Origin of the sequence: Streptomyces sp. Sge12, from assembly GCF_002080455.1 — a bacterium.
Lineage (GTDB): Bacteria > Actinomycetota > Actinomycetes > Streptomycetales > Streptomycetaceae > Streptomyces.
Genome location: NZ_CP020555.1, coordinates 2,498,333 through 2,521,301, shown reverse-complemented (window position 1 = coordinate 2,521,301; position 22,969 = coordinate 2,498,333). Strand labels below are relative to the sequence as shown.

The window sequence follows — 22,969 nt, the reverse complement described above, 5'->3', positions numbered from 1 at the left end:
CCCGCACCCGTCCAGGGTGCGGGGCCTTGTGCGTACCCCCGTACCCCCGTGCCCCCGTGCCCCCGTGCCCCCGTGCCCCCGTGCCCCCGTGCCCGCGGGCGCACCTACCGCCGCCCGCGCTGCACCGCGTACCGGCACCGGAACGCACGAAGGCCCCCGCGTCGTGACACAGGGGCCTGTCGGGGTGCGGCGCACGAACTACCGCAGGCGCGCCATGAGGGCGTGCTCCACGAGCGTGATGAGCGCGCTCTTGGCGTCCGCGCGGTGGCGGGCGTCGGTGGTGATGATGGGGGCGTCCGGGCCGATCTGCAGGGCCTCGCGGACTTCCTCCGGCGTGTAGGGCTGGTGCCCGTCGAAGCCGTTGAGGGCGATGACGAACGGCAGGCCGCTGTTCTCGAAGTAGTCGACCGCCGGGAAGCAGTCGGCGAGACGGCGGGTGTCCACGAGGACGACGGCGCCGATGGCGCCGCGGACCAGGTCGTCCCACATGAACCAGAAGCGGTCCTGGCCCGGCGTACCGAAGAGGTACAGGATCAGGTCCTGGTCGAGGGTGATGCGGCCGAAGTCCATGGCGACCGTGGTGGTCGTCTTGTCACCGGTGTGGGTGAGGTCGTCGATCCCGGCCGAGGCGCTGGTCATGACGGCTTCGGTGCGCAGCGGGTTGATCTCGGAGACCGCGCCGACGAACGTGGTCTTGCCCACGCCGAAGCCGCCCGCCACCACGATCTTCGCGGAGGTGGTGGAGCGGGGAGCCGCTCCGCCGTTAGAGCTTGCGAAGTCCACTGAGCACCCTTTCGAGCAGTGTCACGTCTGGCTGGCCACCGGCAGACTCGTCGCCGCCGGGCTGGTGAATGGCGACAAGGCCCGCCTCCGCCAGGTCGGCGACGAGGATGCGGGCGACACCAAGAGGAATGGAGAGAAGTGCCGAGATCTCCGCTACGGATTTGATCTCCTGGCACAGGCGGCAGATGCGCTGGTGCTCGGGCAACTGCCCTTGCAGACGCGCGGGATCCGCCGTGGTACTGACCAGCGCCTCGATGGCGAGCTGGTAGCGCGGCCGAGTACGGCCGCCGGTCATGGCGTACGGACGCACCAGCGGGTTGTGCGCCTTCGGAGCCGGCTGCCGCGCGGCGCGCGGCGGTTGCTGCGGAGGTGGCATCTGGGGGTTTCCGTACTGCTGCTGCTGGTAGGGATTCTGCTCCGGCACGGGCCGGCTCGGCGCGGAGGGGAAGTTGAAGCGGTTCTGGTCGTGCCCACCCTGCGGCTGCTGCGCGCCGCCATAAGGATGTCCTCCGGGTGTTGTCACGTTTCCTCCTCCGACTCCAAGTACGCAGTACTCCCTGTGGAACCGCGCCACCGCACCCTATGGTGCGATGGCGCGAAACGCACTGCCTGTCTGCTAGTTGAGAAGACTTCCCTGCAGTTCGGCGCGCAGATCCGGAGTGAGGACACTGCCCGCGCGATCCACCAAAAGGGCCATCTCGTAACCCACGAGGCCGATGTCGCACTCGGGGTGCGCGAGCACGGCGAGGGACGATCCGTCCGAGACGGACATGAGGAAGAGGAATCCCCGGTCCATCTCGACCACGGTCTGGTTGACGGCGCCACCCTCGAAGATGCGGGAGGCACCGGCGGTCAGCGAGGTCAGACCGGAGGCCACGGCCGCCAGCTGATCGGCGCGGTCGCGCGGAAATCCGTCGGACATCGCCAGAAGAAGGCCGTCGGCGGAGACCACCACCGTGTGGGACACCCCGGGGGTGTTGTCCACGAAGTTGGTGATCAACCAGTTCAGGTTCTGTGCCGCCTGGCTCATCGGGCTCACACTAACGCTCCTGGTCATAGCTGTTACTTGACTGCTCAGAACCCGCGCTGCGTCCTTGCTGGACACCGCGCCGCAGGTTGCTCAACCTGCCGCGGACGTCCTCCGGAGCGCGGGAGACCTGGGGGCCGCCCTGCGGGGTCGTCTCCGCTGCGCCCTCGACCAGGTTGGCCTTGGGCACGCGCCGAGGGAGACCGGACGGGGTGACCCCGCCCGCCTTCGGCTCACGGAGCTTTCCGGCCTGCTGCCAGCGTTCGTCGTTGCGCGAACGCCAGGCGGCGGTGCCTTCAGTTTCCTCCGGGGACCGCTCCGGTTCGGCGGGCTGCTGCTGACGCGGCGACCGCTGTTCGAAGAGGGATCCGGTGGACTCCGCTTCCTGCTTCCCGGACGGCCACTGCTGCTGGCTGCCGCGTCGCGGCAGGCCCGCTCCGGTCATCGTGTGACCGGTGTCGGCGGCGGCGCCCGGACGGTCGAAGCCTACGCGCTCCGGGGCCGGTTCGGGGACGGCTTGGGATTCCGATTCGGTCCCGTAATTCTGCTGGTAGGCAGCCGGATACGTGTTCTGCTCGGGCCACTCGGCCTGCTCCGACCTGGCATCGAAGCCATTGTCGTAGCCCTGAGGGGCCGGCTGCTGGTCCGGGTAGCCGTCTTCCGTATAGCCGTAGTCCTGCTGCGGGTACGCCTCGTAGCCCTGCTGGGCCTGCTGCGCCTGCTGGGCGTCGTACGAGGTGTCGTACGACTGCTCGGACTGCTGTTCGTAGCCCTGGTACTCCTGGTACCCGTGCTCAGGCTGGGGTTCCGGATAGTCCTGGGCGGGGTACTGCTGCTGTTCCTGCGGGTAACCCACCTGGGCCGCCAGCGCGGCCCGGCGCTCCTGCTGGCCCAGCGACCGGCCGACCGGGTCGGCCGGGAAGCCGTCGGCGCCCTGCTGGTCGTACCGCGAGTCGTCGAAGCCGAGCTCGGCGGCGGTGCGCAGCGGGGCGGCCAGCTGGGCCTGCTGCTCCGGAATGATCTGCGAGACCGTGAAGTCGTCGTCCGGAATGCCCTCGCCACCGCCACCGTGGGTGATGGCGTCGGGGAGCATGATCAGCGAGGTGGTGCCGGCCGCTTCGCCCGAGGGGCGCAGCTGGACGCGGATGCTGTGGCGGTCCGCCAGCCGGCCGACCACGAACAGACCCATGCGCTGCGAGATCGCGGCGTCCACGGTCGGCGGGTTGGCCAGCTTGTGGTTGATGTCCGCGAAGTCCTCGGCGGTGAGGCCGATGCCCTTGTCGTGGATCTCCACCATCACGCGGCCGTCGGGCAGACGCGTGGCGTTGACGCGGACCTTGGTCTGCGGGGAGGAGAACGTGGTGGCGTTCTCCAGCAGCTCGGCGAGCAGGTGCACGAGGTCGGTCACGGCCTGGCCGTGGATCTCGGCGTCGGAGACCCCGGAGAGCTCGATGCGCTCGTACTGCTCCACCTCGGAGGAGGCGGCGCGCAGCACGTCGACGAGCGGCACCGGCTGGTCCCAGCGGCGGCCCGGCTCCTCGCCCGCGAGGATGAGGAGGTTCTCGCCGTTGCGGCGCATACGGGTGGCCAGGTGGTCCAGGCGGAAGAGGTTCTCCAGCTGGTCCGGGTCGGCCTCGTTGTTCTCCAGGTCGGTGATGAGGGTCAGCTGGCCCTCGATCAGCGACTGGTTGCGCATGGAGAGGTTCGTGAAGATCGCGTTGACGTTGCCCCGCAGGAGGGCCTGCTCGGCGGCGAGCCGGACCGCTTCCCGGTGGACCTGGTCGAAGGCGCGGGCGACCTCGCCGATCTCGTCCTGGGAGTCGATGGGGATCGGGTGGACACGGGTGTCCACCTTGCCGGGGTCGGTGCGCGAGAGCTGGTCGACGAGCATCGGCAGGCGCTGCTCGGCGATGTCGAAGGCGGCGCTGCGCAGACGGGCCATCGCACGGCCCATCTGGCGGGCCATCATGCCGGCCAGGATGAAGGCGGCGAGCAGGGCCACGACCACGATGGCGCCGTTGACGATGGCGTCCGTGCGGGCCTCGTCGGAGACCGCGACGGCGTCCTTGACGGCCTTGTCGAGGAGTTCCTTCTCGACCTCGTCGTAGCCGTCGAACTTCGCGGTGGCGGCGGCCTGCCAGAACGCGGGGGTCGTCCCGGTCTCGGCCAGCTTCTTCTTGCTCTCGCTGTTGGCGATCGCGTCGGTCATGCCGAGGAGCGGCGACTTGTTGAGCTCCGGCGGCGGCTGGAAGCGGGCACCGGCCAGCTCGGCCTGGTGCTTGGCGTCGGCGAGCTTGGCCGCGCCCTCCTCGGACTTCTTGGCCATGACCGCCTTCAGGCGGTTCACGTCGTCCTCGGTACCCGCCGCGACGTACTCGCCGATGGCGATTTCCTCGAGGTAGGCATAGGAGGAGAAGGCGACGAGCTGGGCCTTGCGGGTGGGCTCGTCCGCGCTCGGGCGCACCAGCAGGTGGGTACCCACGGCGCGCTGCAGCGAGTTCGCCGCCTTGGCCAGCTGGATCGCGTAGACCATGCGGCCGTACGAGGTCACGTTGCCGGTGCCGAGACCGAGCTCGTTCGCGAACTGCATGAGGTAGTGCTGGACCAGCACATAGCCCTCTTCGGTCGGGATCGGGCCGGCCGAGACGGGAAGGTTCTTCTTGGGGGTCTCGACCGCCGCGAGGTACGCCTTGTCGCGCACCTGCGCGAGCTTGGGCTCCTCCGCCCGGAAGAGGTCCAGACGCCGCTCCAGGCCGAGGTTCTTCGGCATGCCCTGGACGGCCTTGTCGAACTTCTCCTTGGCCGCGGCGGTGTCCTCGTAGGCCTTGGTGACCTTCGGGTCCTTGGTCTGGCCGTTCAGGAGGGGCTCGGCGGTCAGGTCACGCTCGTTGAGCAGTGCCTGGCTGTAGCCCGAGGCCGCCTGGACGACCGTGGCTATCTTCTCCGCGTCCTTGGCCTCGTTCCAGGTGTCGATGGACCCCTTCACCTGGAAGCCGCCCATGACCAGGCCGACGAGGGCCGGCACGAGCAGGATGGCGTTCAGACGCGTCGGCACACGCCAGTTGCGGGGCGAGAACCTGCTGCTGCTCCCGCTGCTCGCGGGTGGTTCCACGGGCACGTCGACGGGCGACGCGGCCGCTCGCGGCGGCGGGGTGAAGTTGCCGCGCGCGGGTTCATCCGCGGGGCTTGCGATGCTTCGCCTCACTCGACCAACAACCTCTCGGCGGTGCTACTAGCTAGTTCGTTGAATTCCAGCACGGTTAACGGCCGTGTTCCAAACAGTTGAAACCGGCCATTCGCAGAACCTTATGCCCCACATAAATCGGACATAAAGAGCGTCCTGCGGCAAAAATAGGGGCAGTTGTGCGCGCAGTGGTACCAGGCGAACGCACCCCGTTGCCAAATGGCTGCAATTCTCTGTCGAAACGTTATGAACGACAGGGGCGGGCCGTGTCGTATGACACAGCCCGCCCCTCCCGCGCGACAACTGAAACCGTGTTACTTGAGCCGCGCCATCAGGGCGTGCTCCACGAGCGTGATGAGCGCGCTCTTGGCGTCCGCGCGGTGGCGGGCGTCGGTGGTGATGATGGGAGCGCCGGGGCCGATCTGCAGGGCCTCGCGGACTTCCTCCGGCGTGTAGGGCTGGTGGCCCTCGAAGCCGTTGAGGGCCACGACGAACGGCAGGCCGCTGTTCTCGAAGTAGTCGACCGCCGGGAAGCAGTCGGCGAGACGGCGGGTGTCCACCAGCACGATCGCACCGATGGCGCCGCGGACCAGGTCGTCCCACATGAACCAGAAGCGGTCCTGGCCCGGCGTACCGAAGAGGTACAGGATCAGGTCCTGGTCGAGGGTGATGCGGCCGAAGTCCATGGCGACCGTGGTGGTCGTCTTGTCACCGGTGTGGGTGAGGTCGTCGATCCCGGCCGAGGCGCTGGTCATGACGGCTTCGGTGCGCAGCGGGTTGATCTCCGACACGGCTCCGACGAACGTGGTCTTGCCCACGCCGAAGCCGCCCGCCACCACGATCTTCGCGGAGGTGGTGGAGCGGGGAGCCGCTCCGCTAGATGTTCCGAAGGCCACTGAGCACCCTTTCGAGCAGCGTTACATCCGGCGTGCCGCCGGCCTCTCCATTGCCCGGCTGGTGGATGGCCACCATTCCGGCCTCCGCCAGGTCGGCGACGAGGATCCGGGCGACACCGAGCGGCATCGACAGCAGTGCGGAGACCTCGGCGACCGACTTGACCTCGCGGCACAGGGTGCAGATGCGCTGGTGCTCCGGGAGCAGGCCTGACAGGTGCATCGGATCGGCGGTGGTGCTGACCAGCGCCTCGATGGCGAGCTGGTAGCGGGGCCGGGTCCGGCCGCCGGTCATCGCGTACGGACGCACCAGCGGCTGATCGCCTTCCGAGTACGAGTCTCCGTACGCATCGGGATAGGCGGGGGGCGGGGTCATTGATCCTCCGGGCTGGACAGCAGTGGTCAGCGTGCCGTCTGACGGGGCGGCCGGTGGGGGGAACGGTATGACGGCCTGGCGGGGGTACTGGATTTCGGGGCGGGGCCCCGATCCCCCGGCCGGTAGTACCGTCCGGCCGGGAGATTGGGAAGTCAGCCGAGCAGGCTTCCCTGCAGTTCGGCGCGCAGGTCCGGAGTGAGGACACTGCCCGCGCGATCCACCAGAAGGGCCATCTCGTAACCCACGAGGCCGATGTCGCACTCGGGGTGCGCCAGTACGGCCAGCGAGGATCCGTCCGAGACGGACATGAGGAAGAGGAATCCCCGGTCCATCTCGACAACGGTCTGGTTGACGGCGCCGCCCTCGAAGATGCGGGAGGCACCGGCGGTCAGCGAGGTCAGTCCGGAGGCCACGGCCGCCAGCTGATCGGCGCGGTCGCGGGGGAAACCTTCGGACATCGCCAGAAGGAGTCCGTCGGCGGAGACCACCACCGTGTGGGACACCCCGGGGGTGTTGTCCACGAAGTTGGTGATCAACCAGTTCAGGTTCTGTGCCGCCTGGCTCATCGAACTCAACTAACGCTCCTGCTGGTAAGTGGGGTCGATGTGGTAACTGCCGGTCGCCGGTCCGTTGTTGCCGGCCTGACGGCCCTGCTGGATACCGCGTCGGAGGTTGGTCAGACGGCCACGGACATCGTCCGGCGCCCGCGAGACCTGGGGACCCGCCTGCGCCTCGGACTGCTGCTGCGCGGTGCCGGCCACGAGGTTCGCCCGCGGGACCCGGCGGGGCAGCCCCGAGGTCGTGATGCCGCCGGCGGCGGGCTGACGGACGCGCTCGGCCTGGCGCATCAGCTCGTCGTTCGGCGAGGACCGCCAGCTGACGGTCGGCGTGACGCCGGTCGCCGTGACGGCGGATTCGGCCGCCTGCTCCTGGCCGCGCTGCGGCAGCGGCTGCTGCTGCGGGGCCGCCGGAGCGGACTGCGGCTGCTGCTGGCCCTGCTGGGGTATCGCCGTGGACGGTCCCTGCGCGGGGGCCTGCTGGCCCTCCTCGCGGAACCAGTTCGACTCCAGCGTGTCGAAGATCGGGCTGCGGGCGTCACCGGAGCTCTGCGCCGGGGGCAGTGCCTCCGGCCGGTGGCCCTGCGGCAGCCGCGGAGCCTCGGGGCGCGCGGGCGGTACGGGTGCGTACGCGTCGCCGGCCTGCGGAGCCTGGGGCTGCTGCGGGGCGTACCCGCCGACACCGGGGCCGCCCGGGCGCTGGGGCTGGTACCCCGGGCGCTCGAACTGTCCGGTGGTGGAGGGGTTCAGCGGGCCGCGTACGTCCGGACGCTCGAACTGGCCGGTCGTGCTGTTGCCGCCGTCCGCCTGGGGCATCGGGGCGTTGAAGTCCGGGCGGGCGAACTCGGCCGTCGAGCCGGGGCCCGAGAGCTCGTCGTGGCCGCGGGCCTGGTCGCTGCCCCAGCTGGTGGCCTGCGGGCCGGGGAGCTCCGGACGCGCGGCGCCACCGCGCGGCGGCAGCTGCGGGCGGGGGCCGCCCGGCGCCGGAGCCGCGGGAGCGGCCGGCTGCTGGGGCTGCTGGTTCTGCTGCTGAGGAGGCTGCGGCCGCTCGAAGCCGTTGCCCTGCGGGTATCCGGAGGGACCGGCAGCCGGACGGGCCTGCGGGCCGCCACCGAAGCCGGCACTGGCGACCGGACCGCGGGTCGGCAGCGGCGCACCGGTACCGAAGGCACCCTGGCCCTGGCCCGTGGTGGTCGGACCCTGCTGCGGACGGCCACCGGGAGCACCGGGACCACCCTGCTGGGGACGACCGCCCTGCGGACCCTGCGGGCCCTGCGGACGCTGGCCGGCACCGCCGTCGCGGCCCGGCAGGGCCGCGCGCTGGCCGCCTCCGGCGACCTGGCCGCGCTGCGGGCCCGAGCCCACGGACGGGCGTGCACCGGGACCGGCCACGGCACCCTGGGCGCCGGGCGCGCCCGGAGCCCCGCCGGGGCCGCCCTGACCGCCCTGGCCCGCCATCGGAGCCGGCTTCTTGCCGCCCTGGGCGACGTCCACCGGCAGCATGACGAGGGCCGTCGTACCGCCCGAGTCGGAGGGGCGCAGCTGGATCCGGATGCCGTGTCGCAGGGACAGGCGGCCGACCACGAACAGACCCATGCGTCGGGAGACGGAGACGTCCACGGTCGGCGGCGACGCGAGTCGCTCGTTGATCGCGGCGAGGTCCTCGGGGGAGAGGCCGATACCGGTGTCGTGGATCTCGACGAGCACGCGGCCGTCGGGCAGCGCGTGACCGGTGACCTTGACCTTGGTCTGCGGGGAGGAGAACGAGGTGGCGTTCTCCAGCAGCTCGGCGAGGACGTGCACGAGGTCGTTGACGACGCGGCCGGCGACATCGGTGCCGGGCACCGAGGACAGCTCGACCCGCTCGTACTGCTCCACCTCGGAGGCGGCGGCACGGAGCACGTCGACCAGCGGGACGGGGCGGGTCCACCGGCGGCCCGGCTCCTCGCCCGCGAGGACGAGGAGGTTTTCGCCGTTACGGCGCATGCGGGTCGCGAGGTGGTCGAGCTTGAAGAGCGAGGACAGCTGGTCCGGGTCGGCCTCGCGCGACTCCAGTTCGGAGATGAGCGAGAGCTGACGCTGGATGAGGCCCTGCGAGCGGCGCGAGAGGTTGGTGAACATCGCGTTGACGTTGCCTCGCAGGAGGGCCTGCTCGGCGGCGAGTCGGACGGCCTCGCGGTGCACGTCGTCGAATGCCGCGGCCACCTGGCCGATCTCGTCGCGGGTGTGCACACCGACCGACTCCACGGACGTGTCCACGTCCTGCGGGTCGGACTCGGACAGCTGCTTGACGAGCTCGGGCAGCCGGTCCTGGGCGACCCGCGTCGCGGTGTCCTGAAGGCGGCGCAGCGAGCGGATCATCGAGCGGGCCATGACGAAGGCGCCGACGAGGGAGACACCGAGGACGAGGAGGATCAGGGCACCGTTGATGATGGCGTCCTGCTGGGCCTCGTTCTTCAGCTCACGGGCCTTCTGCTCCATCTCCTCGAGCAGGGTCAGCTCGATGACCTTCATGGCCGTGAGCTTGGTGCCGTCGGCGTCGTACCAGTCGAGCCACGAGCGGTTCTTCTCGCGCAGGAAGGCGTCCTGGCTGGCCAGCACGCGGCGCGCGTAGTGGTCGGCGCTGGAGATCTCGGAGTTGCTGTCGCCCAGACCCGCGAGGAGTTCCTCGGTCTTGCCCTGGTAGACGAGCTCGAACGTCGTCTTCGCCTGCTGCTCGCCCTTCTGGGCGGAGAGGGCGTACAGACGGTCGTTCTCCTTGAGCTCACCCTGGCGCTCGTTGGTGTCCGGGAGCGAGGCGGCGATGATCGCGCGCTGGATGGAGGCGTACTCCTTGGCGGCGGAGAAGGCCGCCAGAGCACGCGTGCGCTTGATCATCTCCGGGTTGGAGGTGGCCTGCGCCATGTCCTGGGAGAGGGAGAGCAGCGAGACGATGAGCGAGTTGTACTCGCTGACGGTCTGCTGGGCACCGTTGACGTACGCCTTGGCGCGGATCGTCTCGATGTTCGTGAGCTGGCGGCCGATCTGCAGCACGTTGTTGCGGATCGACTTGAGCGTCTCGTCCTTCTCGCCCGTGCTGTCGACCTTGTCGGTCGCGGCGGCGAAGGACTCGGCGGCGGTGTTGGTCAGCTTGCGGGCGTTGTCGACGCTGCTGGTGGTCTTGCCCCTGGAGAGGGTGAGCGGACCCGCGGAGAGGTCACGCTCCTCCTGGAGCATGGCCGCCAGGTTGGTGGCCTGCCGCGTCATCGTCGTCAGCAGCTGCATGTGCTCCAGCTGCGCGATGTCGTTGAGCGAGTCGTTGATACGGAAACCACCGAGCGTGGTGGCGGCGACGACCGGCAGGGTCAGCAGCGACACCAGTCGCGTGCTGATGCGCCAGTTCTGCATGGCGAGGCGGGAACCGGGCCCACTGGGGGCCTTCGGTATCGCCACGTCCTGCTCAGCCGGTCCGGCAGGCGCGACGGATCCGGCTTTCGCCTTGACCCGGGCCTTGACGGACTTCCCACGGCCCTTCGCCTTCACCGCGGCGGAGGTGTCGGGGCCTGCGCCTTCGACAGCCGGCCCGCGGTTCTGGGCGTGCTGGGGCGAGGAGCCACGGTCGGTCCCGCCGCGCGGCTCCTGCTCCGCCGCAGCGCTGCCATCCCTCTTGAATCGTCCCTGCACTAGCGTCGCAACCTCTGGACCAGGCGTCCCGCCGGGCGACCGGTGGGACGGTGTCGAGTCGTGGGGCACTTGCCGCCCCATGGTGGTCGTCGGTGACCGGCGCGTCTTCCTCTCCATGCCGCCGCGCGCGGCGCTGAGTCGCGCCACCTGCGCACCGGCTGATTCCCGCGGCGGTCCCGCGAATTCCAGCACAGTGGAGGATCTCCAACAAGGTGCGAGCGTCGGCCCGGAGAGTCGATTACGGCTTGTGACAGATGGACTACGCGATGTGCGACTGCATTCGGTAGAAATCGGACTTACGTCATCCAAACAACGTGGCTGTCAAGGTGTCCCAGTCGAGATGATCAGGAGCGGAATGGCGCATTCAGTGGCGCAATGTCTGTTTTGACGGCTGAAGTTGACTGTCCATTATGTCTGGAATGTCGGGTCACGGGTGAGCAAACTCACACAGCCATGGCCATTACTTCCTGGTTCGCCGGGGGATTCAGATGTTTAGCCTTGCCACTTAAAGGGTTGACGCAAGGGTTGGGCATGCGGCAACCGACACTCACGGATCGAACCGAGGACCCCGAACTCCGATGAAGACGACGACGATGTTCCGCAACATAGCCAACCCCCGCCGCACCACCCTCGCGCACCTCAAGGACGCCGAGGACCTGCAGGCGGCACCGGCCACCCCGGAGCACGCCGTCGAGCTGCCGACGCAGACCGCGAACCCGCGCCGCACCGTCCTCATGAACGTGCCGGTCGCCGCCGCCGCGGAGTAGCCACCCCGCAAAGGAACGTGAAGCGCCGCTGCCCGCCGCGTTAGCCTGGGGTCCGCAGACTCCAGCCAGCGGAAATACAGAGGGGCAGACGCAACAGGTGCGCATCGCCAGGTTCTCGATCGACGGCAACGTCGCGTTCGGCGCGGTCGAGGGCGACGGCGCCCCCGGCGACGACTCCACGCTCGTGCTCGACATCATCAAGGGCATCCCCTTCGCGGACTTCGAGCTCTCCGGCACGAAGGTCCCGCTGAACAAGGTCCGGCTGCTGCCGCCCGTGCTCCCGAACAAGGTCGTGGCCATCGGCCGCAACTACGCGGAGCACGCGGCGGAGCTGGGCAACGAGGTCCCGGACGCCCCGATCACCTTCTTCAAGCCCTCCACCTCGGTGGTCGGCCCGGGCGACCCGATCACCTATCCGTCCTTCTCCCAGGACGTCCACCACGAGGCGGAGCTCGCCGTGGTCATCGGCCGCATGTGCCGGGAGGTCCCCAGGGAGCGCGTCAAGGACGTCATCCTCGGCTACACCTGCGCCAACGACGTCACCGCCCGCGACGTCCAGCAGCGGGAGAAGCAGTGGGCCCGGGCCAAGGGCTTCGACAGTGCCTGCCCCCTCGGCCCCTGGATCGAGACCGACCTGGACCCGAGCGACCTCACCATCCAGTGCACGGTCAACGGCGAACAGCGCCAGCTCGGCCGCACCAGCGACATGGTCCGCTCCATCGAGGACCTGATCGTCCACATCACCGAGGCCATGACGCTGCTCCCCGGCGACGTCATCCTCACGGGGACCCCGGCCGGAGTCGGCCCCCTCAACGTCGGCGACGAGGTCGCCGTCACCATCGAAGGCATCGGCACTCTCACCAACAAGGTGATCAAGCGTGGTTAACGGACCTGTCCGCGTACGTTTCTGTCCCTCCCCGACCGGCAACCCCCACGTGGGCCTGGTCCGGACCGCACTCTTCAACTGGGCGTTCGCCCGCCACCACGGCGGCACGTTCGTCTTCCGCATCGAGGACACCGACGCGGCCCGTGACTCCGAGGAGTCCTACGACCAGCTGCTCGCCTCGCTGCGCTGGCTCGGCTTCACCTGGGACGAGGGCCCCGAGGTCGGCGGCCCGCACGCCCCGTACCGCCAGTCCGAGCGCATGGACATCTACGCGGACGTCGCGAAGAAGCTGCTCGACGGCGGCTACGCGTACCACTGCTACTGCACCACCGAGGAGCTCGACGCCCGCCGCGCGGCCGCCCGCGCCGCCGGCAAGCCCTCCGGCTACGACGGCCACTGCCGCGAGCTCACCCCCGCGCAGGTCGAGGCGTACCGGGGCGAGCACCGCCCGGCGATCGTCCGCTTCCGGATGCCCGACGAGCCGATCACCTTCACCGACCTGGTCCGCGGCGAGCTGACCTTCACCCCGGAGAACGTGCCGGACTTCGGCATCGTCCGGGCCAACGGCGCCCCGCTCTACACGCTGGTCAACCCGGTCGACGACGCGCTGATGGAGATCACGCACGTCCTGCGCGGCGAGGACCTGCTCTCCTCCACCCCCCGCCAGATCGCCCTCTACGCGGCACTGATCGAGCTGGGCGTCGCCAAGAGCACCCCCGCCTTCGGCCACCTGCCGTACGTGATGGGCGAGGGCAACAAGAAGCTCTCCAAGCGCGACCCCGAGGCCTCGCTCAACCTGTACCGCGAGCGCGGCTTCCTCCCCGAGGGCCTGCTGAACTACCTCTCGCTCCTCGGCTGGTCCTTCTCCAAGGACCAGGACGTCTTCTCGATCGAGGAGATGGTCCAGAAGTTCGACATCGACGGCGTGAACGCCAACCCGGCCCGCTTCGACCTGAAGAAGGCCGAGTCGATCAACGGCGACCACATCCGCCTGCTCGACCCGAAGGACTTCGCGGACGCCTGCGCCCCGTGGCTGCAGGCCCCGCACGCCAACTGGGCCCCCGAGGACTTCGACGCCGAGGCCTGGGAGCGGATCGCCCCGTACGCCCAGACCCGGGTCACCGTCCTGTCGGACATCACGGCCAACGTCGACTTCCTGTTCCTGAAGGAGCCGGTGGAGGACCAGGCCTCGTGGGACAAGGCGATGAAGGGCGAGCCAGCCGCGCTGCTCACCACGGCGCGCGCCAACCTGGAGTCGGCGGACTGGTCGGACCCCGAGTCCCTCAAGCAGGCCGTGCTGACCGCCGGTGAGGCCCACGGCCTCAAGCTCGGCAAGGCCCAGGCTCCGGTCCGGGTGGCCGTCACCGGCCGCACCGTCGGCCTGCCGCTCTTCGAGTCCCTGGAGATCCTGGGCAAGGAGCGCTCGCTGGCCCGTATCGACGCGACGCTGGCCAAGCTCGCCGCGTAGCCCTCGACGTACGTCCCGCAGGGGGCGGTGACCGGAAGCCCGGTCACCGCCCCCTGCGGCGTTGTCGGAGGCGGGACCTAGGCTCCGGGAGAACGATCACCGCCCGCTCCCGCACTCCGGAGGCCCCCGTGCCGATGACCCCGCCCGACTACGCCTGGCACTTCACCCCGGGCTCCGCCTTCGCCTACGAGGACGGCATGACGGGGACCCTCGTCCCGGTCGTCGTCGGCGACGTGAGCCTGCCCACCGGCCGGGTCGTCGCCTGCGACCCCTTCGTCTGCCTCGGGCAGGGCGAGGTCGAGCCGTTCAGTGTCGCGGTGGAACCGGGCCGGTACCGGGCGGAAGCCGCGATCGCCACGCTGGTGCGCCCCGGCGTCCCGCAGGGACCCCGCCCGCACACCCGGGTCGCCGCCGCCCGCCTGGTGATCCGTGACACCCCGACCGCGAGCTGGGAGATGGCCGTCGACGAGGGCCAGGACCCCGCCGTCCTCGGCGAGGACGAGTTCTACGGCTACGGCGTGGACGCCGGCACCGGCTGCTTCTACGACGCCGCCGCCGACGGCTCCTTCCCCGGTACCGAGGACGAGGAGGGGGCGGTGTGGGCCGCCATGGAGGCGGTCGGCGACGGCCCGGACGTCTTCCTGGCCGAGGGAGAGGACGGTCACACCCTCGCCGGCTTCACCTCCGGGTGGGGCGACGGCTGCTACCCGACCTGGATCGGGCGCGACACCGAGGGCCGGGTCACCTGTTTCGTGACGGACTTCCTGGTCGTACCCACGGCGCTGGTGCCCGCGGCGTAGGCTCGGCCCCATGCCGATCCGCGCCGTGCTGTGGGACATCGACGACACCCTCTTCGACTACACGGGAGCCGACGCCGCCGGGCTCGCGGCGCAGCTGGAGGCGGTCCGGCTCGCGGAGCGGTACGGGACCCCCGCGCAGGCCCTCGCGCTGTGGCGGGAGATCACCGACCGGCACTGGGCCCGCTTCGCGGCGGGCGAAGGCACCTTCCAGGGTCAGCGGCAGGAGCGGGTGCGGGAGTTCCTGGAGCAGCCCGCGATGACCGCGGACGAGGCCGACGCCTGGTTCGACCAGTACGTGGAGCACTACAAGGCGGCCTGGACCGTCTTCCCCGACGTGGTGCCCGCCCTCGACGCCCTCGCGGCCGGCTACCGGCACGGGGTGCTCTCCAACTCCTCCACCGCCAACCAGGATCCCAAGCTGCGCCGGCTCGGACTGCGCGACCGCTTCGAGGTGCTGGTCTGCGCCGTCGAACTCGGGGTCAGCAAGCCCGATGCGGAGGCCTTCCTGGCCGCGTGCGAGGCGCTCGGGCTGCCGCCGGGCGAGGTGGCGTACGTGGGTGACCAGCCGGAGATCGACGCCCGGGGAGCCCGTGACGCGGGACTGCTGCCCATCTGGCTGGACCGTACCGGCGGCCGCGGCCCCGGGCCGGAGGGCGTGCACCGCATCGTGGGGCTTGACCGGCTTCCGGAGCTGCTGGCAGGGGATACCCGTTTTGGAGCACGGTCAGGCATCCGGTAATGTTCTTTCTGCGCCGCCGGAGCGGGCCGAAAGGCCGGACGGAGGCGCCACCCAAAGAAAAAGCCCCGCAAGGGGTTGACTTTTGGTGGGGTATAGTGTAATTGGCAACACGAGGGTTTCTGGTTCCCTTATTCTAGGTTCGAGTCCTGGTACCCCAGCGCAGTGCAGCAGTAACGCAGTGCTTTGCCCCCGTTGTGTAGCGGCCTAGCACGCCGCCCTCTCAAGGCGGTAGCGCCGGTTCGAATCCGGTCGGGGGTACAGATCCTTCCCGCGAGATCTCCTGGGTCGCACCCGGACGTCTCGAAGCAGGATCGCTAGGGCCCCCGTTGTGTAGCGGCCTAGCACGCCGCCCTCTCAAGGCGGTAGCGCCGGTTCGAATCCGGTCGGGGGTACTGTTGGTCTGGTCTAGACCACTTTGGGCTATAGTGTAATTGGCAACACGAGGGTTTCTGGTTCCCTTATTCTAGGTTCGAGTCCTGGTAGCCCAGCGCAGCAACAGCAACACCAGCTAGCCCCCGTTGTGTAGCGGCCTAGCACGCCGCCCTCTCAAGGCGGTAGCGCCGGTTCGAATCCGGTCGGGGGTACGCATCGAAGAGGCCCTCCGCGTTCATCGCGGAGGGCCTCTTTTGCGTGTGTGTGCGTACCGCCGTGCCCGACCGGCATGCAGATATGAGTACGGGCCCGGAGGCGCGTGTACAGGACGTGTGCGGCGTCGTACGCGCCCCCGGACCCGGGGGATCGGTGGGGGAAGGCCCTCGGCGGGCCGGGAGGTTGCTCAGCCCGAGCGGCGCAGCGCCTCCGTGAGCCGGGCGGCCGCGTCGATGACGGCCTGGGCGTGCATGCGCCCCGGGTGGCGGGTCAGGCGCTCGATCGGCCCGGAGACCGATACGGAGGCCACCACGCGGTTCGACGGCCCGCGCACCGGCGCCGACACGGAGGCCACGCCGGGCTCCCGCTCGCCGATCGACTGCGCCCAGCCGCGGCGCCGTACGCCCGAGAGCGCCGTCGCCGTGAAGCGCGCGCCCTGGAGGCCGCGGTGGAGCCGCTCGGGCTCCTCCCACGCCATCAGGATCTGCGCGGCCGAACCGGCCTTCATCGGGAGCGTCGAGCCCACCGGGACGGTGTCCCGGAGGCCGGACAGCCGCTCCGCGGCCGCCACGCAGATGCGCATGTCTCCCTGACGGCGGTAGAGCTGCGCGCTCTCTCCCGTCACGTCGCGGAGGTGGGTGAGTACCGGTCCCGCCGTGGCCAGCAGGCGGTCCTCGCCGGCCGCGGCGGCGAGTTCCGCCAGCCGCGGTCCGAGGATGAACCGGCCCTGCATGTCCCTCGCCACCATCCGGTGGTGTTCCAGTGCCACGGCAAGGCGATGTGCCGTGGGTCGTGCGAGCCCTGTCGCCGCGACCAGCCCGGCGAGGGTGGCCGGACCGGACTCCAGTGCGCTCAGTACCAGAGCTGCCTTGTCGAGAACGCCGACGCCGCTAGAGTTGTCCATGAAACGATATTCGCGTCTCACACTGTGAAACGCAAGTTCAATTTTTCCAAGAACCAGCGAGTCTGTATGTGCGGGTCCACGAACCACTGGGTCCGAGCCGTCGTCCGGGACGTGGGGTACGGACGGCACGGCGCACAAGATCTCTATGAAGCGCCGGCACAACCGGCCGGCCGGAGGGAAAGCGATGGGTAGGACACTCGCGGAGAAGGTCTGGGACGACCATGTCGTCCGGCGCGCCGAGGGCGAGCCCGACCTTCTCTTCATCGATCTGCACCTGCTGCACGAGGTGACCAGCCCGCAGGCCTTCGAAGGTCTGCGCCAGGCCGGCCGCAAGGTCCGACGCCTCGACCTCACCATCGCGACCGAGGACCACAACACCCCCACCATCGACATCGACAAGCCGATCGCCGACCCCGTCTCCCGGGCCCAGCTGGAGACGCTGCGGGCGAACTGCGCCGAGTTCGGAGTGCGCCTGCACTCGCTCGGCGACGTCGAGCAGGGCGTCGTCCACGTCGTGGGACCGCAGCTCGGTCTGACCCAGCCCGGCACCACGGTGGTCTGCGGCGACTCGCACACCTCCACGCACGGCGCCTTCGGCGCGCTGGCCTTCGGCATCGGCACCAGCCAGGTCGAGCACGTGCTGGCCACCCAGACGCTGCCGCTGGCCCGCCCGAAGACCATGGCGATCACCGTGACCGGCGCGCTGGCCGAGGGCGTCACCGCGAAGGACCTGATCCTGGCGATCATCGCCCGGATCGGCACCGGCGGCGGCCAGGGCTACATCCTGGAGTACCGCGGCGAGGCCATCGAGAAGCTGTCGATGGAAGCCCGCATGACCATCTGCAACATGTCCATCGAGGCCGGCGCCCGCGCGGGCATGATCGCCCCCGACCGGACCACCTTCGACTACCTCCAGGGCCGCGACCACGCCCCCACGGGCGAGGACTGGGACGCGGCGGTCGCGTACTGGAAGACCCTGCGCACCGACGACGACGCGGTCTTCGACGCCGAGGTCGTCATCGACGGCACCACGCTCTCCCCGTTCGTCACCTGGGGCACCAACCCGGGCCAGGGCGCGCCGCTGTCGTCGCACGTCCCCGACCCGGCTTCGTACGAGGACGCTTCGGAGCGCCTGGCCGCCGAAAAGGCCCTGGAATACATGGGGTTGACCGCCGGGCAGCCGCTGCGCGACATCAAGGTCGACACCGTCTTCGTAGGTTCCTGCACCAACGGCCGCATCGAGGACCTGCGCGCCGTCGCCGGGATCGTCGAGGGCCGCAAAGTCGCCGACGGCGTACGGATGCTGGTCGTCCCGGGCTCGGTCCGGGTCGCCCTGCAGGCGGTGGAAGAGGGCCTGGACAAGGTCTTCAAGGAGGCCGGCGCCGAGTGGCGGCACGCGGGCTGTTCGATGTGCCTGGGCATGAACCCCGACCAACTGGCGCCCGGTGAGCGCTCCGCGTCCACCTCCAACCGCAACTTCGAGGGCCGGCAGGGCAAGGGCGGGCGCACCCACCTGGTCTCCCCGCAGGTGGCCGCCGCCACCGCGGTGCTGGGCCATCTGGCCTCGCCCGCCGACCTGTCCGACGCCAACGCGACCGCCGGAGTCTGAACCATGGAAGCCTTCACCACCCACACCGGCCGGGCCGTCCCGCTGCGCCGCAGCAACGTCGACACCGACCAGATCATCCCGGCCCACTGGCTGAAGAAGATCACCCGTGACGGGTTCGAGGACGGGCTCTTCGAGGCCTGGCGCAAGGACCCGGAGTTCGTCACGAACCGCCCGGAGCGCGCCGGTGCGACCGTCCTGGTCGCCGGTCCCGACTTCGGTACGGGCTCCTCGCGCGAGCACGCCGTCTGGGCCCTGCAGAACTTCGGCTTCAAGACGGTCATCTCCTCCCGCTTCGCCGACATCTTCCGTGGAAACTCCCTGAAGAACGGCCTGCTGACCGTGGTCCTCCCGCAGGAGACCGTCGAGCAGCTGTGGAAGCTGACCGAGGCCGACCCGACCGCCGAGATCACGGTCGACCTGGTCGACCGCCAGGTGCGAGCGGAGGGTGTCGTCGCGGAGTTCGAACTCGACGACAACGCCCGCTGGCGTCTGCTGGAGGGCCTGGACGACATCTCGCTCACCCTTCAGAACGAAGCGGACATCGCCACGTACGAAAGCGCCCGACCCACCTTCAAGCCGCGCACGATTCAGGCCTGATTCCTGCCTGATCAGCGCTTATTCACCCTCGGGTGATCACATGGACAACACGGTGCCCCCCGCCCTCCGGCGGGGGGCACAGCCGTTTGTTGAGGCCCCGTGAGGCGACAACTCGCCCCAGATGGCACAATCTGTGCATGGAACGCGACAGTCAACTCGAGCTCTACGAACTCGTCGCGGACCGGCTGAAAGAAGCACACACACGGGTGCGCTCACTGCAAGTCCCGGAGGGCGTAAGGATGGCGCTGTCCCGGAAGCTGTTGGTCGTCACAGCCGCGGCGAAGCATGATCTCGCCGATGCGGCAAGGCGCCTGGACAGGTTGATGAAGGACCTCGACGAGGGTCGATTCCCTGAAGGCGACTGATGCGAAGGAACTCCGTAACGGACTACAGCGTTGCGGCACTAGGGTGATTAGCCCGTTTCGTGTTTGATTTGCGGTATATATCCGCCTAACGTGCGAAATAAGCTTGAACACATTCGTTCTGGCGAAGTCTCCGAAGGGGAAGACGTGAACAAGGCGCAGCTCGTAGAAGCGATTGCCGACAAGCTGGGCGGCCGCCAGCAGGCCGCGGATGCTGTCGACGCGGTACTGGACGCGATCGTCCGCGCTACCGTCGCGGGCGACCGGGTCTCGGTCACGGGCTTCGGCTCGTTCGAGAAGGTCGACCGTCCGGCCCGTTACGCCCGCAACCCGCAGACGGGTGAGCGCGTCCGGGTCAAGAAGACCTCTGTCCCCCGTTTCCGCGCCGGCCAGGGCTTCAAGGACCTGGTCAGCGGCACCAAGAAGCTGCCCAAGGGCGGCGAGGTGTCCGTGAAGAAGGCGCCCAAGGGCAGCCTCACCGGCGGTGCCTCCGCCACGGTCAAGAAGGCCGCCGCGAAGAGGGCCACCACCGCCAAGAAGGCCGCGGCGAAGACCGCGGTCGCGAAGAAGGTCGTGGCCAAGAAGACCACGGCCACCGCCAAGAAGGCGGCGGTGAAGAGTACCGCCACGGCGAAGAAGGCCACGGCCACCGCCAAGAAGACCACCGCCGCGGCCAAGAAGACCACGGCCACCGCGAAGAAGACCACCGCCGCGGCCAAGAAGACCGCGCCGGCGGCCAAGAAGGTCACCGCAGCGACGAAGGCGCCCGCCAAGAAGACGGCGACGCGCAAGGCCACCGCGAAGAAGACCACCGCCCGCAAGAAGTAGGGGCACGCGTCACACAGGCCGGGCCGGCTTTCCCCGCGTGGGGGAGCCGGCCCGCGGTGCGTTCGGCGCGCCGGCAGGACCCGTACGGGGCCGGCGGCGGCCGTGCGTCAGAAGGTCTGCAGCGTCACGAGGGTGATGCGCAGGCTCGCGCCCGCGCCGTCCGTCTCGATCCGGACCCGCTGCCCGGGCCGCAGCAGCCTCAGGCCGCCCGCGTCGAAGGCCGGGGCCTCGAAGGGCACCGGTGTGCCGTCGTCCAGCAGCACACTGCCGCTGCGGGTCTCGGAGTCGTACGTGTACGCGGTCGCCTGCATACGGGCACTGTATAGGGCGGTGTGGCGCCCCACGCCGAGGGTGAGCGCCGTCCTCAGATCCGCCGCCGTGTCCACGTCCCGGCGCACGCTGTCGACGTCCACCAGAGCGATTTCCACCGCTCCCGAGGCCGAATGCCTGGCCCGCGAGGGGCCACCGAAGGACGGCGCCAATTCCACGTCCGGCGCAGCGGAAAGCAGGGTCGTCCCGATTCCGGCCGCATCCGCCAGAAATGCCCGCGGAAATACCGAGGCGTTTTCGAGCACGCGTTGCAATTCCGGGGGCCGCAGTGCGGGCAGATCGGCGTTCAGCGCGGCCACCGCCGCCCCGGGCCGCCGCGAGCGCGCCGCCCGCGCCCCGTGGGCCAGCGCCGCGTTGAGCCCGGCCGCCGGGGCGTCCGCGACGATCCGCGCCCCGAGCCGCGCCAGTTCCGCACCGGCCTCGGCGTCGTCCGTGACGACCACCACATCCCCGACCGCCGCGCAGGCCAGGGCACCTGCGACGGTGTCCTGCGCGAAGGCCAGGGCGAGGCCCGGACGGGAGGCGCCCACGGCCCGCGCGAGGCGGCTCTTCGCCACCGCCAGAGGCTTCAGCGGGACCACCAGACTCCAGACGGCGTTCGTGACGGACCCCTTCCCTGCGGTGCGCTCCGGCACGTCCTTCTGCCATGGCCGGGTCATGGCCGGGTCATGTGTCGGCCCATTGTCGCCTCCACCCGGGCAACCCGGGAGTCCGGTGGCGTGAGCGGGGCGTACGGTGTTCTCGACAGAGACCGGGCGTGGGGTGACACTTGTCCGGCCGACGAGGTGCCCAAGCCGCGCACCGGTCCTAGAGGAAGGTGTCCGAGTGTCCCGCCGCAGAATCGGCTTCTGGTACCGCCTGGCGGCGGTCATCGCAAAACCGCCGCTGGTAGTGCTCTTCAAGCGGGACTGGCGGGGAATGGAGCACATTCCGGCCGAGGACGGCTTTATCACCGCCGTCAATCACAACTCGTATCTGGACCCGCTCTCCTACGCGCACTTCCAGTACAACACCGGCCGCGTGCCCCGATTGCTCGCCAAGGCCGCCCTCTTCAAGGTCCCCATTGTCGGGTCGATCCTGCGCGGTTCCGGGCAGATCCCCGTCTACCGGGAGTCCACCAACGCCCTGGACGCATTCCGGGCCGCCGTGGACGCCATCGAGCGCGGCGAATGCGTGGCTTTTTACCCGGAGGGCACCCTCACCCGCGACCCCGACATGTGGCCGATGGCCGGCAAGACCGGCGCCGCCCGCGTGGCGCTGATCACCAGGGCGCCCGTCATTCCCGTGGCCCAGTGGGGCGCAAATCTCGCGATGCCGCCCTACGCCAAGGAGAACAAGGTCCGGCTCTTCCCGCGCAAGACCCTCCAGGTGCTCGCCGGCCCGCCCGTGGACCTCTCCGCCTTCTACGACCGGGAGCCCACCCCGGACGTCCTGAGGGAGGCCACCGAGGTCATCATGGCGGCCATCACCGCGCTGCTGGAGGAGGTGCGCGGCGAGACCGCGCCCGAGCAGCCGTACGACCATCGCAACGCCAGGGCGGAACAGCGGCGCAAGGCCGCAGGGGAGGGCAACAAGTGACACGTCCCGTGAAGGCGACCGTCTTCGGAACAGGCTCCTGGGGCACGGCCTTCGCCATCGTCCTCGCCGACGCCGGCTGCGAGGTGACGCTGTGGGGCCGCCGCCAGGAGGTGGTCGACGCCATCAACACCGGCCGGACCAACCCGGACTACTTCCCCGGCGTCGAACTCCCCCCGAACCTCCGGGCGACCACCGACCCGGCCGAGGCCGCGGCCGGCGCCGACTTCACCGTCCTCGCCGTCCCGTCCCAGACCCTGCGCGACAACCTCGCCGCGTGGACGCCCCTGCTGGCCCCCGAGACCGTGCTCGTGTCCCTGATGAAGGGCATCGAACTCGGCACCGCCAAGCGGATGAGCGAGGTCATCGAGGAGGTGGCCAAGGTCCCCGCCGAGCGCATCGCCGTGGTCACCGGTCCCAACCTGGCCGCCGAGATCGCCGCCCGCCAGCCCGCCGCCTCCGTCGTCGCCTGCGTGGACGAGGGCGTGGCCCGGCGCCTCCAGGCCGCCTGCCACACCCCGTACTTCCGCCCGTACACGAGCACCGACGTCACCGGCTGCGAGCTCGGCGGCGCCGTCAAGAACGTCATCGGCCTCGCCGTCGGCATCGCGGACGGCATGGGCCTGGGCGACAACACCAAGGGCTCGCTCATCACCCGCGGACTGGCCGAAGCCACCCGCCTGGGCATCGCGATGGGCGCCGACCCGCTCACCTTCTCCGGCCTCGCGGGCCTCGGCGACCTGGTCGCCACCTGCTCCTCGCCGCTCTCCCGGAACCACACCTTCGGCACCAACCTCGGCCGCGGGATGACCCTGGAGGAGACCATCGCGGTCACCAAGCAGACCGCCGAGGGCGTCAAGTCCTGCCAGTCGGTGGCCGATCTGGCCCGCCGGCACGGGGTGGACATGCCCATCACCGACACGGTGGTGGACATCGTCCACCACGGCAAGCCGACCCTGGTCGCACTCAAGGACCTCATGGGCCGCAGCGCCAAACCGGAACGTCGCTAACTCCTTTCCGGACGCTTGAGCGG

At 69.9% G+C, this 22,969-nt stretch carries 20 protein-coding genes, 5 tRNA genes and 1 pseudogene; 16 read left to right on the top strand and 10 right to left on the bottom strand.

Going from position 1 to position 22,969, the window contains the following annotated elements; translation table 11 throughout:
• Nucleotides 1-198: 198 nt before the first annotated feature.
• From B6R96_RS10865 to B6R96_RS10830, 8 genes are all read right to left on the bottom strand, one after another.
• Nucleotides 199-783: a GTP-binding protein gene (locus B6R96_RS10865; protein WP_007266770.1), complete on the bottom strand. Its 585-nt coding sequence runs from the start codon at nt 781-783 to the stop codon at nt 199-201.
• A complete protein-coding gene (locus B6R96_RS10860) occupies nt 764-1,306 on the bottom strand; it encodes a DUF742 domain-containing protein (protein ID WP_030386451.1) in 543 nt (180 codons plus the stop codon). The genes B6R96_RS10865 and B6R96_RS10860 overlap by 20 nt, the downstream gene beginning before the upstream one ends.
• Nucleotides 1,307-1,399: 93 nt before the next feature.
• Nucleotides 1,400-1,813: a roadblock/LC7 domain-containing protein gene (locus B6R96_RS10855; protein ID WP_030037347.1), complete on the bottom strand. Its 414-nt coding sequence runs from the start codon at nt 1,811-1,813 to the stop codon at nt 1,400-1,402.
• Nucleotides 1,814-1,823: 10 nt separating this feature from the next.
• Nucleotides 1,824-5,015 carry a nitrate- and nitrite sensing domain-containing protein gene (locus tag B6R96_RS10850; protein WP_030386450.1) on the bottom strand — a complete coding sequence of 1,064 codons (3,192 nt, stop codon included), beginning with the start codon at nt 5,013-5,015 and terminating at the stop codon, nt 1,824-1,826.
• A gap of 293 nt (nt 5,016-5,308) precedes the next feature.
• On the bottom strand, nt 5,309-5,890 hold the full coding sequence (locus tag B6R96_RS10845) for a GTP-binding protein (RefSeq protein ID WP_046776286.1): 582 nt from the start codon (nt 5,888-5,890) through the stop codon (nt 5,309-5,311).
• Nucleotides 5,871-6,263, bottom strand: a complete 393-nt coding sequence (locus B6R96_RS10840) for a DUF742 domain-containing protein (protein WP_030037344.1) — start codon at nt 6,261-6,263, stop codon at nt 5,871-5,873. The genes B6R96_RS10845 and B6R96_RS10840 overlap by 20 nt, the downstream gene beginning before the upstream one ends.
• 152 nt (nt 6,264-6,415) lie before the next feature.
• On the bottom strand, nt 6,416-6,829 hold the full coding sequence (locus tag B6R96_RS10835) for a roadblock/LC7 domain-containing protein (protein WP_030708442.1): 414 nt from the start codon (nt 6,827-6,829) through the stop codon (nt 6,416-6,418).
• Nucleotides 6,830-6,838: 9 nt separating this feature from the next.
• Nucleotides 6,839-10,483 carry a sensor histidine kinase gene (locus B6R96_RS10830; protein WP_081522359.1) on the bottom strand — a complete coding sequence of 1,215 codons (3,645 nt, stop codon included), beginning with the start codon at nt 10,481-10,483 and terminating at the stop codon, nt 6,839-6,841.
• Between the two features lie 578 nt (nt 10,484-11,061).
• Here B6R96_RS10830 and B6R96_RS10825 point away from each other — a divergent pair.
• From B6R96_RS10825 to B6R96_RS10780, 10 genes are all read left to right on the top strand, one after another.
• Nucleotides 11,062-11,250, top strand: coding sequence for a hypothetical protein (locus B6R96_RS10825; protein ID WP_030009260.1), 189 nt, complete (start codon nt 11,062-11,064; stop codon nt 11,248-11,250).
• A 97-nt stretch (nt 11,251-11,347) separates the two neighbouring features.
• A complete protein-coding gene (locus B6R96_RS10820) occupies nt 11,348-12,136 on the top strand; it encodes a fumarylacetoacetate hydrolase family protein (protein ID WP_053177543.1) in 789 nt (262 codons plus the stop codon).
• Nucleotides 12,129-13,604, top strand: coding sequence for a glutamate--tRNA ligase (gene gltX / locus B6R96_RS10815; protein ID WP_053702005.1), 1,476 nt, complete (start codon nt 12,129-12,131; stop codon nt 13,602-13,604). The genes B6R96_RS10820 and gltX overlap by 8 nt, the downstream gene beginning before the upstream one ends.
• A 128-nt stretch (nt 13,605-13,732) precedes the next feature.
• Nucleotides 13,733-14,404, top strand: coding sequence for a DUF4241 domain-containing protein (locus tag B6R96_RS10810; protein WP_053702004.1), 672 nt, complete (start codon nt 13,733-13,735; stop codon nt 14,402-14,404).
• Nucleotides 14,405-14,414: 10 nt separating this feature from the next.
• On the top strand, nt 14,415-15,143 hold the full coding sequence (locus B6R96_RS10805; RefSeq protein ID WP_081522358.1) for an HAD family hydrolase: 729 nt from the start codon (nt 14,415-14,417) through the stop codon (nt 15,141-15,143).
• A gap of 86 nt (nt 15,144-15,229) precedes the next feature.
• Nucleotides 15,230-15,301, top strand: a tRNA-Gln gene (locus B6R96_RS10800).
• Nucleotides 15,302-15,328: 27 nt separating this feature from the next.
• Nucleotides 15,329-15,401: transfer RNA gene (locus B6R96_RS10795), tRNA-Glu, on the top strand.
• Between the two features lie 61 nt (nt 15,402-15,462).
• A tRNA-Glu gene (locus tag B6R96_RS10790) sits at nt 15,463-15,535 on the top strand.
• Nucleotides 15,536-15,559: 24 nt separating this feature from the next.
• Nucleotides 15,560-15,631 (top strand) — tRNA-Gln (locus tag B6R96_RS10785).
• 23 nt (nt 15,632-15,654) lie between these two features.
• A tRNA-Glu gene (locus tag B6R96_RS10780) sits at nt 15,655-15,727 on the top strand.
• Nucleotides 15,728-15,918: 191 nt separating this feature from the next.
• Here the strand turns inward: B6R96_RS10780 and ndgR are convergent.
• Nucleotides 15,919-16,635, bottom strand: a complete 717-nt coding sequence (ndgR, locus tag B6R96_RS10775) for an IclR family transcriptional regulator NdgR (protein WP_007266782.1) — start codon at nt 16,633-16,635, stop codon at nt 15,919-15,921.
• A gap of 184 nt (nt 16,636-16,819) precedes the next feature.
• Between ndgR and leuC the strand changes: the two genes are divergently transcribed.
• The 4 genes from leuC (at nt 16,820) to B6R96_RS10755 (ending at nt 20,031) form a co-directional block, all read left to right on the top strand.
• Nucleotides 16,820-18,244, top strand: coding sequence for a 3-isopropylmalate dehydratase large subunit (leuC, locus tag B6R96_RS10770; RefSeq protein ID WP_030386443.1), 1,425 nt, complete (start codon nt 16,820-16,822; stop codon nt 18,242-18,244).
• A 3-nt stretch (nt 18,245-18,247) separates the two neighbouring features.
• Nucleotides 18,248-18,841 carry a 3-isopropylmalate dehydratase small subunit gene (gene leuD, locus B6R96_RS10765; RefSeq protein WP_030386442.1) on the top strand — a complete coding sequence of 198 codons (594 nt, stop codon included), beginning with the start codon at nt 18,248-18,250 and terminating at the stop codon, nt 18,839-18,841.
• Nucleotides 18,842-18,978: 137 nt separating this feature from the next.
• Nucleotides 18,979-19,206 (top strand): hypothetical protein, encoded by a 228-nt coding sequence (locus B6R96_RS10760; protein WP_030009267.1) that lies wholly within the window; start codon nt 18,979-18,981, stop codon nt 19,204-19,206.
• A 144-nt stretch (nt 19,207-19,350) separates the two neighbouring features.
• Nucleotides 19,351-20,031, top strand: a complete 681-nt coding sequence (locus B6R96_RS10755) for an HU family DNA-binding protein (protein ID WP_030386441.1) — start codon at nt 19,351-19,353, stop codon at nt 20,029-20,031.
• A gap of 314 nt (nt 20,032-20,345) precedes the next feature.
• Here B6R96_RS10755 and cofC read toward each other — a convergent pair.
• Nucleotides 20,346-21,020: pseudogene (cofC, locus tag B6R96_RS10750) on the bottom strand (2-phospho-L-lactate guanylyltransferase); the annotation flags it as partial.
• Between the two features lie 166 nt (nt 21,021-21,186).
• On the opposite strand from cofC, the gene B6R96_RS10745 reads away from it, so the two are divergent.
• The gene (locus B6R96_RS10745) at nt 21,187-21,939 is read left to right on the top strand and encodes a lysophospholipid acyltransferase family protein (RefSeq protein WP_030386439.1); all 753 of its coding nucleotides are present in this window, start codon (nt 21,187-21,189) and stop codon (nt 21,937-21,939) included.
• The gene (locus B6R96_RS10740) at nt 21,936-22,946 is read left to right on the top strand and encodes an NAD(P)H-dependent glycerol-3-phosphate dehydrogenase (RefSeq protein ID WP_081522357.1); all 1,011 of its coding nucleotides are present in this window, start codon (nt 21,936-21,938) and stop codon (nt 22,944-22,946) included. The genes B6R96_RS10745 and B6R96_RS10740 overlap by 4 nt, the downstream gene beginning before the upstream one ends.
• Nucleotides 22,947-22,969 lie beyond the last annotated feature (23 nt).

Coding starts and splice junctions, on each gene's coding strand:
- B6R96_RS10855 (WP_030037347.1), bottom strand. CDS start 1,813: ATGAGCCAGGCGGCACAGAACCTGAACTGGTTGATCACCAACTTCGTG.
- B6R96_RS10840 (WP_030037344.1), bottom strand. CDS start 6,263: ATGACCCCGCCCCCCGCCTATCCCGATGCGTACGGAGACTCGTACTCG.
- B6R96_RS10835 (WP_030708442.1), bottom strand. CDS start 6,829: ATGAGCCAGGCGGCACAGAACCTGAACTGGTTGATCACCAACTTCGTG.
- B6R96_RS10825 (WP_030009260.1), top strand. CDS start 11,062: ATGAAGACGACGACGATGTTCCGCAACATAGCCAACCCCCGCCGCACC.
- B6R96_RS10805 (WP_081522358.1), top strand. CDS start 14,415: ATGCCGATCCGCGCCGTGCTGTGGGACATCGACGACACCCTCTTCGAC.
- ndgR (WP_007266782.1), bottom strand. CDS start 16,635: ATGGACAACTCTAGCGGCGTCGGCGTTCTCGACAAGGCAGCTCTGGTA.
- leuC (WP_030386443.1), top strand. CDS start 16,820: ATGGGTAGGACACTCGCGGAGAAGGTCTGGGACGACCATGTCGTCCGG.
- leuD (WP_030386442.1), top strand. CDS start 18,248: ATGGAAGCCTTCACCACCCACACCGGCCGGGCCGTCCCGCTGCGCCGC.
- B6R96_RS10760 (WP_030009267.1), top strand. CDS start 18,979: ATGGAACGCGACAGTCAACTCGAGCTCTACGAACTCGTCGCGGACCGG.